The sequence below is a fragment of the Lunatimonas sp. genome, assembly GCF_020832325.1.
Classification (GTDB): domain Bacteria; phylum Bacteroidota; class Bacteroidia; order Cytophagales; family Cyclobacteriaceae; genus Lunatimonas.
The window spans coordinates 75,505-89,423 of the sequence record NZ_JAFIEU010000045.1 but is presented as its reverse complement, the minus strand read 5'-3'; the positions used below and the strand labels follow the sequence as shown (position 1 = coordinate 89,423).

Annotated in this window: 10 protein-coding genes; 4 read left to right on the top strand and 6 right to left on the bottom strand. The window is 46.5% G+C overall.

What is annotated here, in order from left to right:
• Nucleotides 1–5 precede the first annotated feature (5 nt).
• The 3 genes from JJU34_RS17095 to JJU34_RS17085 all read left to right on the top strand — a co-directional run bounded on the left by JJU34_RS17095 (nt 6) and on the right by JJU34_RS17085 (nt 2,855).
• On the top strand, nt 6–1,097 hold the full coding sequence (locus tag JJU34_RS17095; RefSeq protein ID WP_228693625.1) for a hybrid sensor histidine kinase/response regulator: 1,092 nt from the start codon (nt 6–8) through the stop codon (nt 1,095–1,097).
• Nucleotides 1,098–1,205: 108 nt separating this feature from the next.
• A complete protein-coding gene (locus JJU34_RS17090; RefSeq protein ID WP_228693624.1) occupies nt 1,206–1,745 on the top strand; it encodes an inorganic diphosphatase in 540 nt (179 codons plus the stop codon).
• A 54-nt stretch (nt 1,746–1,799) separates the two neighbouring features.
• Entirely contained in the window at nt 1,800–2,855 is a 1,056-nt protein-coding gene (locus tag JJU34_RS17085) for an outer membrane beta-barrel protein (RefSeq protein WP_228693623.1), read from the top strand.
• Between the two features lie 88 nt (nt 2,856–2,943).
• On the opposite strand, the gene JJU34_RS17080 is transcribed toward JJU34_RS17085, so the two are convergent.
• The 3 genes from JJU34_RS17080 to sppA all read right to left on the bottom strand — a co-directional run bounded on the left by JJU34_RS17080 (nt 2,944) and on the right by sppA (nt 8,301).
• On the bottom strand, nt 2,944–5,574 hold the full coding sequence (locus JJU34_RS17080; protein WP_228693622.1) for a valine--tRNA ligase: 2,631 nt from the start codon (nt 5,572–5,574) through the stop codon (nt 2,944–2,946).
• A gap of 181 nt (nt 5,575–5,755) precedes the next feature.
• Nucleotides 5,756–6,265, bottom strand: coding sequence for a hypothetical protein (locus JJU34_RS17075; protein ID WP_228693621.1), 510 nt, complete (start codon nt 6,263–6,265; stop codon nt 5,756–5,758).
• A 278-nt stretch (nt 6,266–6,543) separates the two neighbouring features.
• Entirely contained in the window at nt 6,544–8,301 is a 1,758-nt protein-coding gene (gene sppA, locus JJU34_RS17070) for a signal peptide peptidase SppA (RefSeq protein ID WP_228693620.1), read from the bottom strand.
• Nucleotides 8,302–8,381: 80 nt separating this feature from the next.
• Between sppA and folK the strand changes: the two genes are divergently transcribed.
• Nucleotides 8,382–8,873, top strand: a complete 492-nt coding sequence (folK, locus tag JJU34_RS17065) for a 2-amino-4-hydroxy-6-hydroxymethyldihydropteridine diphosphokinase (protein WP_228693619.1) — start codon at nt 8,382–8,384, stop codon at nt 8,871–8,873.
• 21 nt (nt 8,874–8,894) lie between these two features.
• On the opposite strand, the gene fabD is transcribed toward folK, so the two are convergent.
• The 3 genes from fabD to JJU34_RS17050 form a co-directional block, all read right to left on the bottom strand.
• Nucleotides 8,895–9,770 (bottom strand): ACP S-malonyltransferase, encoded by an 876-nt coding sequence (fabD, locus tag JJU34_RS17060; RefSeq protein ID WP_228693618.1) that lies wholly within the window; start codon nt 9,768–9,770, stop codon nt 8,895–8,897.
• 108 nt (nt 9,771–9,878) lie between these two features.
• Nucleotides 9,879–10,505 carry a carbonic anhydrase family protein gene (locus tag JJU34_RS17055; RefSeq protein WP_228693617.1) on the bottom strand — a complete coding sequence of 209 codons (627 nt, stop codon included), beginning with the start codon at nt 10,503–10,505 and terminating at the stop codon, nt 9,879–9,881.
• A 194-nt stretch (nt 10,506–10,699) separates the two neighbouring features.
• Nucleotides 10,700–13,477, bottom strand: coding sequence for a gliding motility-associated C-terminal domain-containing protein (locus JJU34_RS17050; protein ID WP_228693616.1), 2,778 nt, complete (start codon nt 13,475–13,477; stop codon nt 10,700–10,702).
• Nucleotides 13,478–13,919 lie beyond the last annotated feature (442 nt).

The following is a 13,919-nucleotide window of genomic DNA, read 5'->3' as shown; positions in this document are numbered from 1 at the left end:
GATAGATGGAGCGGAAGATAAACGTGCTGTATATTGACGATGAGGATAACAACTTGAGTTCGTTTAAGGCTAGTTTACGCCGCGATTTTAAGATTTATACTGCAAGTGATGCGGAAGAGGGGCTTCGGGTTGCAACCGAGCAGGAGTTTGAGGTAGTCATTGCAGACCAACGTATGCCTGGGATGACCGGGGTTGAGTTTTTTGAAAAACTGGTTTCTGTGAATCCTTTACCCACCCGGATACTACTTACAGGCTATTCAGACATTGCCAGTGTAATCGATGCCATCAACAAGGGGGAGGTTTATCGCTTTATCGACAAACCTTGGAACCTGGAACAGATAAAGAACGCCATCATCAATGCAGCTGAGATTTATGAGGCCAAAAAGGAGCTAAGGGAGAAGAACGAACGGCTACAAAAGCTGCACTCTGAGATGAACCAATTCGTGTACAGCCTGTCTCACGAGCTGCGTGGCCCCTTGATGAGTATTTCCGGTATTTCGAAGCTCGCGAAGATGGAGACCTCTGACGAGGGAATTCTGGAGTATTTTGATATGATCGACTCTGCCACGCTTAAGCTGGATGACTTCATCTACAAGATGCTCGATTTCTACCGTTCCACTAAGATGGAGAACAAGGTAGAATCCGTGGATTTTAGAGAGGTATTTGAGCAGCAACTCCACGACTACCGTGCAAAGTGGAATATCGACGATGTGGATATCCATGTGGAGATAAACCAAGACTTTACCTTCCATTCTGATGTGGCCAAAATCCGCGTGATACTGAATAATCTCATCAGCAATGCCTACAAATTTCAGAAGGAAAGTGGCACAAGGAGAATTGGAATCAAAATTTCGGTTGCCAAAGCCCAGGCAGTACTGATCGTCTCGGATAATGGAATAGGTATCGAAGAGCGGCATCAGAAGGATGTCTTCAATCTGTTTCATCGTGCCACCCAACGCAATGTGGGATCTGGGCTTGGGTTGTACATGGTCAAGGAGTCGGTAGAACAAATGAAAGGCACCGTGGACCTGAAATCCATTCAGGGCAGTGGAACCACCGTTACTGTGGTACTGCCAGATTTGGTGCCTGATTCCTGATTCCTACAGTATACTGGAATTAGGTCAATTTCAAGCTGTATTTTTTTTGTAAACAACCAAATAGAAGGTAATTTGCAACCGCAAATGAAAACCTACTAATTCTTTTTTATGATCAATCCTTGGCATGATGTAAGTATAGGAGACGGTGCTCCTGAATATGTGACCGGTGTAATCGAAATTCCCAAAGGAAGTAAGGGCAAGTACGAGCTGGATAAAAAGTCAGGCATGCTGTTATTGGATAGGGTGCTGTTTTCTTCAGTCCATTACCCCGCAAATTACGGTTTTATTCCTCAGACCTTCTGCGAGGATCATGACCCCTTGGATATCCTGATTATTTCCCAGATTGACATCCCCTCCATGACCTTGGTAAAGGCAAAGGTTATCGGTGTCATGCGGATGATCGACGGTGGAGAGGCCGACGATAAGATCATAGCGGTAGCTGCCGATGATCAGTCAGTAAACTATATCGAAGATATCGACGAGTTGCCGCCCTATTTGATGAAGGAAACCAGACGGTTTTTTGAAGATTACAAAAAGCTGGAAAATAAAGAAGTTAAAGTGGAGGATTTCCTCGGCAAAGAAGATGCCCAAAAAATCATCATCGATTCCATCAAGTTATACGACAGGACCTTTCGGACGGTGAAGTAACATCAGCAGGAACCCAGCCCAAACCGGCTGGGTTTTGTTTATTGTGCATAACTCATGGCTATCAAACGGATTAGTTTCTTGCTGTTGGCGTTTTGGCCCCTAGTTGGTTACGGCCAGGACGATCCGCCTACATGGACCTTTGCAGGGTATATAGAGAGCTACTATCTGTATGATTTTGGACGGCCTGAGAATCACGAGCGTCCGGATTTTTTGTACAACTTCAAACGCCACAACGAGTTTTCGGTGAATTTGGCCCTGTTGGGGGTTACCTACCAAGCCGATACATACCGGGCAAACGTCAAATTAATGTCGGGGAATTATGCCCAATACAACCTAGCGGAGGAACCCACCTGGGCACAGTTTATATACGAAGCTTCTGCGGGGGTAAGGCTGTACGACAAGGTATGGCTGGATATGGGAGTTATGCCATCCCATATTGGGTTTGAAAGTGCGATCGGCGCGGATTGTTGGCACCTTTCCCGGTCGCTTTTGGCGGAGAACTCGCCCTATTTTTTGACCGGCGTACGGGTTACCTATGAGGCCCTCTCCGATTTGGATGCTACGCTTTGGTTGACAAATGGTTGGCAAAATGTGCAACGTACCAACCGAAACCAATCCTTGGGAATTGGGATTGGACTGAATTACCATCCCAGTGATCGATTGGAGATAAACTACGCAAATTACCTGGGAAACGAGTATCCGCAACCGCTGACTCGCTACCGCTTTTTTCAAAACTTCTATTTACAACGTACCGGAGATTTTCTGGACGTCACCATAGGGTTTGACCACGGAACAGAACAAAAACTTGCCGCAAACCGGTTTAATCGGTGGTTTGGCGTGACTGCCTCGATGCGTACATCACTGACCGACCAAATTCAGGGCGCCATTCGGGCGGAGTATTATGCAGATCCTGCGGGTGTTATCCTATCAGACGGACTGAAGGTTTCTGGTTTTTCCCTTAATTTAGATTACCACATTACGCAAAAGGCAATGATCAGGGTAGAGGGACGGCGTTTTATCAGTCCTGAGCCCATCTTTAATCGCCCTCTTGGATTGGTCAATCGCGGTAATTCGGCTATAGCAACTTCTTTAGCCATACGAATTGACTAGGAGGAGACTACGGTGTTTTTTCAAGGAGGTAGGTGATGGAGTGCGCATCCTTTTCTGAACCAAAAAGGATGCGCGGTGACCTATCGCTTTATCCCAGCTTGGAAAGAGACTCTTCCAACGCCTTTATTTTTGATTCGGCATCGGCTTGTTTTTTCTTTTCGTTTTCTACCACCGCTGCGGGTGCACCAGCCACAAAACGCTCGTTGGAGAGTTTCTTTTTCACAGACATTAGGAAGCCCTTGCTGTACTCCAGCTCTTTCATCAGGTTTTCTTTTTCCTTGGCCAAATCAATTTGCTCCCCAAGTGGAATGTAGCACTCGTCTCCCTTAACGACGAAGCTCACCGCATTATCTACGGTATCTGCGAAGTGAATAGCGGCCAAGTTAGCCAGCTTTTTCAGCACGCTCTCGAATACCATATAGACTTCGGGTGACTCGGTTTTCACGGTGAGCTCAAAGGTTTCCTTGGGAGACAGACCTTTCGATGCACGAATATTCCGGATTTGGGAGACTGTTTCGAAAATGTGTTGGGCCTCATCGATGATGGCGGTGTCGAAAGATTTCTTTTCAGGCCAAGCTGTAACGATGAGTGCATGCTTTGGTTCTCGGGGCTTAAGCTGCTGCCAGATTTCCTCTGTAATAAAGGGCATAAAGGGATGCAGCAGCTTGAGGATATCTTCCAAAAACACGATGGTTTGTTCGTAGGTACGTTGGTCTATGGGTGCTTGATAGGGTGGTTTGATCATCTCCAGGTACCAAGAGCAGAAATCGTCCCATACCAGCTTGTAAGTACTTAGTAAGGCATCGGAAATACGGTATTTGCTGAAGTGGTCTTCAATTTCCAGCAATGCTTGTTCAAACCTGCTTTCAAACCAGCGAATAGCCGCGTCATTCTCCTTATTGATGGTTTGACTTTCTACTTCCCATCCTTTGATCAGCCGGAAAGCATTCCATATCTTGTTGGAAAAGTTTCTGCCCTGCTCGACCAATTTTTCATCAAAGGGAAGATCATTGCCTGCTGGCGAGCTAAACAGCATGCCGGTTCTTACCCCATCGGCACCATAGTTCTGAATAAGCTCCAGAGGATCTGGGGAATTGCCCAAGGATTTGGACATCTTTCTTCCCAGCTTATCCCGGACAATACCCGTCAGGTAAACGTTTTTAAAGGGTTTTTCGCCCAAGTATTCATATCCGGCGATAATCATTCGGGCAACCCAGAAAAATAGGATCTCGGGGGCGGTGACCAAGTCGTTGGTAGGGTAATAGTAGGTTAGGTCGGCGTTCTTTTCTCCCGTCCGGAAGAAATCAGGATCAAACACCGAGATGGGCCAAAGCCAAGAAGAAAACCAGGTGTCCAGTACATCTTCGTCCTGACGTAGATCCTCCAGCGTATAGATTCTATCTCCCCGTTTGTTAGCTTGCTCGAGGGCTTCGGAGGCGGATTGTGCTACGATAAACTCTCCGTTTGGTAGGTAGAATGCCGGAATGCGGTGCCCCCACCATAGTTGTCGGGAGATGCACCAGTCCCGTACATTTTCCATCCAACTGCGGTACATGTTCTTGAACTTTGGAGGGAAAAGCTTCACTTGGTCCTCCATCACCGCGGCCAATGCCGGCTTGGTGATTTCGCTCATTTGCAAGAACCACTGCATGGAAAGTCTGGGCTCGATTACGGCGTCTGTGCGCTCCGAGTGACCTATGTTAGACGTATAATCTTCTACTTGGACCAATTGACCGGCTTCCTGAAGCATTTTGGCAATCTTCTTCCGTGCAATAAACCGATCCTCTCCGACAAGTATCTGAGCTTTTTCGTTCAGTGTGCCATCATCATGGAGGATGTCTATCACCTCCAATTGGTGTCGCATGCCGATTTCGTAGTCGTTGATGTCGTGGGCAGGGGTGATTTTCAGACATCCCGTGCCAAACTCCCGGTCCACGTACTCGTCTTGGATGATGGGAATAGGTCGATTGATCAAAGGAATAAGCGCATTTTTACCTTTTAGGTGCTGAAAACGCTCGTCTTCAGGATGCACACATATCGCGACATCTGCCATGATCGTCTCTGGTCGGGTGGTGGCAATGGTAAGCTTTTCATCGCTCCCCTCTAGTTGGTATGCTATGTAATAAAGCTTAGAAGGAACTTCCTTAAAAATTACCTCGTCATCCGAAAGAGCGGTTTTTCCTTTAGGATCCCAGTTGACCATCCGTATTCCCCGGTATATTTTCCCTTTTTTATAGAGGTCCACAAATACATGAATTACGGACTCGCTCAGGTCATCGTCCATCGTAAATCTGGTCCGATCCCAATCGCAGGAGGCCCCAAGCTTTTTGAGTTGCTCTAGGATTATACCTCCGTATTTCTCTTTCCATTCCCATGCATGGGTAAGAAATTCCTCTCGTGACAGGCTTTTTTTGTCGATTCCCTGATCTTTCAGCATAGCGACTACTTTGGCCTCGGTAGCAATAGAGGCGTGGTCGGTGCCAGGGACCCAACATGCATTTTTACCCTCCATTCGAGCCTTTCGAATCAAAATGTCTTGAATGGTATTATTTAGCATATGCCCCATATGCAGTACTCCCGTGACATTTGGCGGAGGAATGACGATAGAAAAAGGTTCTTTGTTGTAATCAACCTGTGAGGAGAAATGCCTGTTTTCCATCCAATAGTGATACCATTTGGATTCCGCAGAACGGGGATCGTACTTCGTAGATAAAGACATGCGAGCTTGTTTTTTAGAGGGGCAAAATTAATACAAATATGGGTTTTATGGCAACCGGAACCCTATTTTGTCCCAATAACAACTGGAGGCACATCTAGCCAGCCAAATCTCTGATTGGCACAGTGCGGAAAAGTATTCGGTAATAGTTTGGTTGGAGAGGAGAAAAGTGATCTCTTCTTCTTTATCCTGCTGATTTCATCGAGACACTTTCTTTCAGGTCGTCCGGCGAAGCGGGGTTGTGGATGCTGTTGATGGTAGGTAAACCTGGCTTGGTGTCATAAAAATCTCCGGTAAGGATGTAGGGAAGGCCTTCCTTATTGATCTGTCGGATTTTCTCTAGGATTAGTTTCTTTTCATCCGCCGCCGTATTTGGAATAGACTGCACATTGAATACATAAAACAACCGATCATCCTCTAGGTTTTTAAACTTTCCCCAATCACATGTTCGCGTGTTCACGTGGTTTCCTTTTTCAGCTGATTTGGCACGATGGGTAATGGTGAAGGAGTCGTGATCCAACAATTGAAACTTATCTGGATTGTAAAATACAGCCTGTGCTTTATCTGCATCACCTGATTCCATAGATGGGAATTTTGTGGTGTTGACATGCTGGTCCGTTTCGCTGTCAGTTTCGCTGAAGATGCCCTTCATTGGACCGATGATATCCAGCTCGTGAAATTCGAGCAATTGCATGAGGTGCGGGGATTTATCGTTCCCGGAATTTGACTTTTCGTAGCAAATGGAATAGGTAGGCAAGCTGGGAGAAGATGTTTGCCCGTGGGCGGCCTTATGTATGCTAAACGAAGTCAATACAAACGACGAAACACATAAAAAACGATACAAAGGACGCTGAACTTTCATGGTACTTGATGCTAAAACTCAGACCAAAGGTAGTTTATTTTGCGGAATTTTCTACAACATCTGTCAATTTTTTGGAATTAAGTTTGGTTTGAAGCCGATCTGTTCGGGAATCAACGTATTTCAAGGAAATAGGGCATTCTTGCAACGGGTCCTTCCATTTTTTTAAGTCGTTCCCATTGGTTCCATATTTCTACTGGGACTCCAAGCTTGTAGCTATGGTAAGCACTCTGTACGTCTCGGCTGAGGTCACTCAAAAGTTGCTCTATCCAGCTTTTTTGTTCCGGATAGTATACTACCCGAAAATCGTCCGCGATACCGGCTTCCTTAGTAGCCCAACCAACGGCATCCTCCAATGTCCCTAGTTGATCTACCAAACCGTTTGAATGGGCTTGTTGGCCGCTCCATACCCGACCCGACGCTATATTCATCACTTCTGATTTTGGCATTTCCCTACCGTCAGCCACACGGGTCACAAAGGTATCGTAGCCATCTTCCACGATCTGCTGATAAATCGCAGCTTCTTCTGGGCGCATGGATCGGAAAAGGCTCGGAAAGTCAGAGAGCTCGCCTGTTTTGACTACATCGGTGGTGATGCCCATTTTTTGGTTCAAGAGTTCCTTGGCATTGAACCACACACCATAAATCCCTATGGATCCGGTTAGCGTATTGGGCTGTGCAAATATCTCATCCGCTGCGGCGGCAATGTAATAACCTCCTGAGGCTGCTAGGTCAGACATAGAAGCTACCAGTGTCTTCTCCTCCTTGAGCTCCATAAGTTCCCTCCAGATCACTTCGGAGGCTAGGGCAGATCCTCCAGGCGAATTGATACGCAGTACCACCGCCTTGATGTCCTTATTTTTTTTCAGTTTTCGGATTTCCTGTAGAAAATGCTCCGAGCTGATTTGGCGCTCGTCCCGTCCTCCGACGATTTCACCCTCGGCGAACAGTACTGCTACGCGGTTTTTCGAAAGTCGGTTTTTCGAAGGAGTAGCCTGATTCAAATTTGTGACATTGATCGTTTTGATCTTAACGTCTTCTTTGAGTTCAAGTTTTTCGCGGAGCAAATCCATTACTTGATCGTCGTACCATAGCCCATCCACAAGTTTAAGATCCAGCGCATCTTTTGCTACCTTAACCAACATTTTATTGCTGATATCCATGACCGTTTCCATCTCCATGTTTCTGGAGGTGGCGACACTTTCGACGATTACCCGGTTCATTTCATTCAAATAAGCCTGCGTTTGCAACCGGCTTTCTTCGCTCATTTTGTCAAGCAAAAACGGCTCAACGGCACTCTTAAAATCTCCTACACGAAAGATTTGGGGTTCCACACCGATTTTTTCAAAGAGTCCCTTTAAGAAAATTCCCTCACTCGCCAGTCCGTTGAGTTCCAACATTCCCTGGGGGTTTAAGTACACTTCACTGGCAACTGAGCTGAGGTAGTAGCCACCTTCTGAGTAATATTCGCCGTAAGCGACGATGAATTTTCCGCTTTGTTTAAATTTTTCCAATGACTCCCGTAATTCTCTTAACGTGGCTTGGCCCGATACAGGGAACCCAGCCCTGAGGTAAATGCCCTTGATTTTATCATTTTCGGCGGCGGAGGCGATGGCTCTTTTCAGCTGGACCAAGCCGACAGAAGGTGGAGGTCCAAACCCGGGAAAGGCGGAAAAATCCAGATCATCCTCGGCGGTCCGCTCGACGATGTTTTTACCTTCCAGATTAAGGAATAGCAGGCTGTTTTCCTCTACCGAAACCTTGTCTCCGGAAGCAGCTATTGCGATCAGGCCGGCGATGAAGAAAAACCCCAGTACACTAAAGACGAACAAGCCTACGACGACGGAAAGGACATTACTCAAAAATTTCATATGTTTACCAGGTAGTTTAGTAAAAGCAAATTTATGCTATTTTATCTTAATAAAGGGCACTATGCCGATAGAACACCTAAATGCATAAAGTAGTTTTGTTGATAGGAGGTAATTTGGGTGACAGGTACGTGAATATCTGCCGTGCAGAGGAGTATTTGTCGGCCGAGTTGCAGGGAGTTGCCAAGTCCAGCATCTATGAGACGGCTGCGTGGGGTGGGAATTCCCAGGGTGATTTTTTGAATAGAGTGTTGCTTTTTGAGACGAGCAAAACACCTATGGAAGTCTTGAGATTTTGCCAATCAGTAGAGCAAACGTTGGGGAGGCTTCGCGATCTGAAATGGGGGAACCGAACTATGGACATCGATATCCTATATTATGACGACGAGGTTCTGGAGTTGCCGGATTTGATTATTCCGCATCCGTTTATACGTCAGAGGAGATTTGCGTTGGTTCCTTTAGCTGAATTGATGCCAGGGTTTCGTCATCCGGTTTTACAGCGTACGCAGGCGGAGTTGTTGCAAGACACAGCGGATAAAACGGAGGTAAGCAAGTGGCACTTACCTCCTGAGTAGCTTCTTGATTCTGCCGGATAGTTATAGTCCGGATACCTCAGCGCTTCGGTGAATTTTTTTGACCAATCCTTGTAGGACCTTTCCCGGCCCACACTCCACAAAATGGGTAGCGCCATCTTTCACCATTTGTTCTACGGATTGGGTCCACTTAACGGGGGCCGTCAATTGTGCTATGAGGTTTGCTTTGATGGCTTCCACGTCTGTAACACCGGTGGTACTTACGTTCTGGTACACCGGGCAGGAAGGGGATGTGAATGGGGTGTTTTCGATGGCCTTTTGTAGTTTTACCCTAGCAGGTTCCATTAATGGAGAGTGAAATGCGCCGCCTACGGGAAGCAGTACTGCCCGTTTTGCCCCAGCTTCCAGCATTTTATTGCAGGCGAGATCCACTCCTTGTTTTGTGCCGGATATCACCAGTTGGCCCGGACAATTGTAGTTTGCAGGAACTACGATGTCTGTGGTAATGGAGGCACAGATTTCCTCTACTACATCGTCGGCAAGGCCCAAAATAGCGGCCATGGTGGATGGATTAATCTCGCAGGCCTCTTGCATGGCAAGGGCACGTTGGTGTACCAAACGGAGTCCATCTTCAAACGAAAGAACTGCATTGGCCACTAACGCCGAAAACTCTCCCAGTGAATGGCCGGCAACCATATCCGGCTGAAACTCCTCTGCTGTTTTGGCCAGAATCACCGAATGAATGAAAATCGCGGGCTGGGTTACATTTGTCTGCTTAAGGGCTTCGTCGCTTCCTTCAAATAGGATGTCTGTTATTTTGAATCCCAAAATTTCATTGGCCTGCTCAAACAGCTCTTTGGCTTTCGGATTTTGTGCATAGAGGTCTTTACCCATGCCGGGAAATTGGGCTCCTTGGCCCGGAAAAACAAATGCTTTCATACTGGATGGTTTGTTTGGAAAATAAGCCGACAAATTTACTGAAAAAAGCAGTAAACGGGACCTTTTTAAGGTGAAACTACCGATTTTGATAGACAGTCACAGGAATATCTAATCTTCAAAGAAGTCTACCAAGCCGGTTTCTACGTCATAGACGCCGCCAGTGATCATGATTTTGCCTTCTCGTTCCATCCCTGCAATAATCTCACTTCGCTCGCGGATTTCCTCGATGGCATGCAGGACGTTAAGTGTGGCTACTTTTTCCACAAAAGCACTGTTTTTTCCATCCCTATCTTCCTTTATACTCGTTTCTTTATCGATTGCCGGTTTTATTTTGTGCATTAGGGCCGTGATGTTCCCATCTTTCACTTTGCTGCAAGCGGCGGTTACCGCACCACATTTGGTGTGTCCCAATACGACGACCAATTTTGAGCCAGCATATTTTACGGCATACTCCATGCTTCCGAGAACATCTTCGTTTACCACATTGCCCGCTACTCTCACGCTGAATACGTCACCCAATCCTTGATCAAAAATTAACTCAGTAGCTGTTCGTGAATCGATACAACTCAGTATTACCGCAAAAGGCCACTGTCCGTCAGAGGTTTCATTGACCATCTGTAGTAGGTTTCGATTCGCCCGGAGGTTATTGATGAATCGGTTATTACCTTCTTTTAGGTAGTCGAGGGCGTCCTGTGGGGTTAGGCTAGATTGGCTTTTCTTGTCGTGTGCTTTCATAAAATAGCAAGAGTTTTAATGAGTATGCAAATGATGATAAGTAGTAAGATATGGTGAAGATAACTAAAAGTGCGGAATTGACCGAAGAATATGATCTGAACGGAAATAGCTCTAAAAATTGGTGTATGACTAAAAGGTTGCTTCTCAGAAGGTAATGGTAAAACGGGCGGAAGATTAACCTTCCGCCCGCTTACCTATTTCATCAGTTGAATGGTACCCTTCAGCTTTCTTTCTCGCTGGGCAGGGTCAAGTACGTTAAACAATACCGTGCCGGAGTAGAAGTAGGTGCCTGAAGGAAGGTCCCTCCCATCACTGTCTTTTCCGTCCCAGTTTATGTAGATGTTATTTTCGGTAGATGAAAGGCTATTGTAGGAATGTACAAGGACCCCCCATCGGTTGTAGATTTTTATTTCCACGGCATCTACAAATCGCGGACACCTTGGGAATGGATTATCAAACGCTTGGAATGTGTCGTTGATATTGTCTCCGTTGGGAGTAAACACGTTCGGTAGCTCGTAATTGGGGCAATTGTCGATGCAGACGATGTTGGAAGGATCACTTTCATTGCCAGACCGATCAACGGCTGTGATATAGTAACACCCTTTAAGATCCATCAATCCAGATATCCGGGTACTATTTTCTACCACCGCCAACGTTCGTATCAAGGTGAAGGTTCCTTCATCCCCGGAGGGTGAGAAATACAGCCGGTATCCATTCAGCTCGGTGTCACAGTTGCCCGAAAAATCAGGGACCCAACTAAGGTCATGATAGAAATCATTGAAATTGCAGGGTTTGTCTGAAAGGAATTCTTGGCACTCTGGACCTTCATAGGTGAGTACGGGTGGGCAGGGCAGCCTGTCGTCATCCGGTCTCGCACACACAATCTGCGACTTGTTCATGAGTGGGTACTCCAGAATGTCCAAATTGTACGCACCGTTGGTGACTATGTAATAACAGTATTCTTTTTCTGTGTCTAGGGTGACGCCGTTGTGGCTGCCATCATCCAGAAAAACAAACCCCGATGAGGTTACATCCACCTCTCCGATCAGCGAAAAATTTTCGGTGTCATTCGCGTCTAGGTCGGTGCGGTTCCGATAGATTAGGTGCGGGAATTCGGAAATTTCGTTGTTCCATGGAACGGTGAAGTTCCAGGTCAATTCAATGGCTTCGTTGATGATGGTAGGTTCTACTCGAACAGAGGAAGCCATGCTGGATTGATCAACCTCTTCCCCCTGCGAAATAAGCACTACTTGATAATTGTGTACCAAATTCTCCGTGTTCAAACCGGTATCTACAAATACCGTGTCGGAGGTAGTCGTCACACTTACGGAGTTTTGCATACCCATAAACCCTTGGTTTCGGATGAGACGGTATTGATACGGTCCGGGAAACTGTTCTTGGTCAATATCGTAGGGGGGGGTCCAACGTACCAATATTTCTCCATCGTCTGAGTCGGTATTTTCCACACTTACATTGGTGATGATGGGCACATCTACATCGATGGTGATACATATTTCTTCAGAAACGATACTCAACCCTCCACGGGGTGATGGGTAGCTCGCCACCAGTCGGTAACAGTACGTGTTCCCTGGACTCAAGCCCATCGCATCGTTGGTATCTTGAAAGTTGAAGGTTCCCATGTCCGTGGTTCCCACTAGATCGTAACCAGGACGAATTCCCACTTCACAGGAGTCTGGTTCATAGGGGTCGCTGTTGATGCGCCTCCATACTTGCATGGTCTGTGCCGAAGACCCACAACTGTAGGGGTCCCAAGAGAGGCTGGCAGACCTGCCTTCTCCTTGCGTGATGTCATCTACTATCGGGGGCGGCCCGACGATGGTGATGTTCCAAGTTTTGATATCGACCAATGAGGGTCCCGACGAGGGCTGATCCGATATTCTTACCCGCACTTGGTATTGCCTGGCTCTAACGTGGTTGCACACCGTTTGCCATTGGAAATTAATAATGCCCGGTGAAGGCTGGAATACAGAAACTGGTGCGTAGCTTGCCGGAGACGAGGTGATCTCTATCGGGTCTCCAAAAATCTCGATCTTTATAGGGTCCCCATCCGGGTCAAATCCCTGAATAATTTCTGTGATGTTGGTGCCGGCTTCCACACAGATATCATCTGGCATGATGAGCTCTGGCCGTTGGTTGTCGGTGTTCTCGATGATGATCTGCATGTCCCTTAGCACGTATCCAATACGCACCCACTCACCAGCCACCAAACGCCATTCCTCGATACGGAATGCAATATTGTACTGACCGGCAATCCCCGGCGCGTCCCATATCAGGTCTCCGGTGACGGGATCCAGCTCCAATACCGGTGGTGTGGAACCGTCCTGACGGGTAAAAGAAAACTCGCCAGAAGCGGGGCTTCGGTAGTTGTTTACCGGGCGCTGAAATGCCTGCTTTGGGATGTCCATTACGTATACAAGCGAGTCTCCATCTGGATCATACGCACCGGGATTGTGAATGTACGTTTGGTTTACTGCGCCATTATCCACTGGGGCAATGGTGAGTACCGGCGAATTGTTTACTCCTAAAAATGGATCGATACGGATCAATGTTTCCAAATAGAAAGGCGTATCTACCGATTGGTCCATATTGAGTGTACCCGCATTTCGGTTAAACTCCAAAAAACGAATGGTATAATTTCCCGGCCCTTGATAGGTATGCGTGATGACAAATACGTTTTTTTGGATATTGTCACCCAGCGTCTCTGTCTGCACAAAATCGCTTTCGGTATTAAGCCGCTCTTCCCTGCCGTCACCGAAATTTATTACACCGGGACCGAATTCGACCGACGATCGGGTATCCGTATATCCAACCACGGTGATCCGATACGTGAGAGTTTGTACAGAAACTCGCTCGGCTATGATTTCTCCTGCCCGAATGTGGGTGGCGAACGAATTTGTATATGCCAAGCTCAGGATCAGGGTAATACCCAAAAGTAAGTAGTTATACCTCATTTGATTATGTAAGTTCAACGAGACGGACAAATCCATATCCGAAATTGGTAAGGCTTTCTATTTTTGCTTCTAGCGTATGCCGGTGCTCCTATTCGAACCGACTCGACCCTTAGAAACGTTTTTAAAATTGCTATGGTTACTCTAAGTTAAGAGATTGTCTGCCATTATATCAAATTAAAGTCAATAATAACAGTTTTTTTTCCCTCCTCCTGTTAAACACTCGGCGCATTTTCGGTAACGAATGCAACAAATCCCGGAATCAAATTAAATCGCTCAGGATGATTTATATTTAAAGGATTCATATTTAGTTGGTTATCGAGGTTTTTTTGCCCACCTAGGTGGTATTCTCTCTATACTCTTTGATTCAAACAATAAAACGGATTGATTGGTTATGGAAGTATGCGTAGGGATACGATGAAAGTTTGTTTTAATATCTATTTAG

Bases quoted from the DNA above. Each gene is read 5' to 3' on its own strand.
- JJU34_RS17095 (WP_228693625.1), top strand. From the start codon at position 6: ATGGAGCGGAAGATAAACGTGCTGTATATTGACGATGAGGATAACAAC.
- JJU34_RS17090 (WP_228693624.1), top strand. From the start codon at position 1,206: ATGATCAATCCTTGGCATGATGTAAGTATAGGAGACGGTGCTCCTGAA.
- JJU34_RS17085 (WP_228693623.1), top strand. From the start codon at position 1,800: ATGGCTATCAAACGGATTAGTTTCTTGCTGTTGGCGTTTTGGCCCCTA.
- JJU34_RS17080 (WP_228693622.1), bottom strand. From the start codon at position 5,574: ATGTCTTTATCTACGAAGTACGATCCCCGTTCTGCGGAATCCAAATGG.
- JJU34_RS17075 (WP_228693621.1), bottom strand. From the start codon at position 6,265: ATGCAATTGCTCGAATTTCACGAGCTGGATATCATCGGTCCAATGAAG.
- sppA (WP_228693620.1), bottom strand. From the start codon at position 8,301: ATGAAATTTTTGAGTAATGTCCTTTCCGTCGTCGTAGGCTTGTTCGTC.
- folK (WP_228693619.1), top strand. From the start codon at position 8,382: ATGCATAAAGTAGTTTTGTTGATAGGAGGTAATTTGGGTGACAGGTAC.
- fabD (WP_228693618.1), bottom strand. From the start codon at position 9,770: ATGAAAGCATTTGTTTTTCCGGGCCAAGGAGCCCAATTTCCCGGCATG.
- JJU34_RS17055 (WP_228693617.1), bottom strand. From the start codon at position 10,505: ATGAAAGCACACGACAAGAAAAGCCAATCTAGCCTAACCCCACAGGAC.
- JJU34_RS17050 (WP_228693616.1), bottom strand. From the start codon at position 13,477: ATGAGGTATAACTACTTACTTTTGGGTATTACCCTGATCCTGAGCTTG.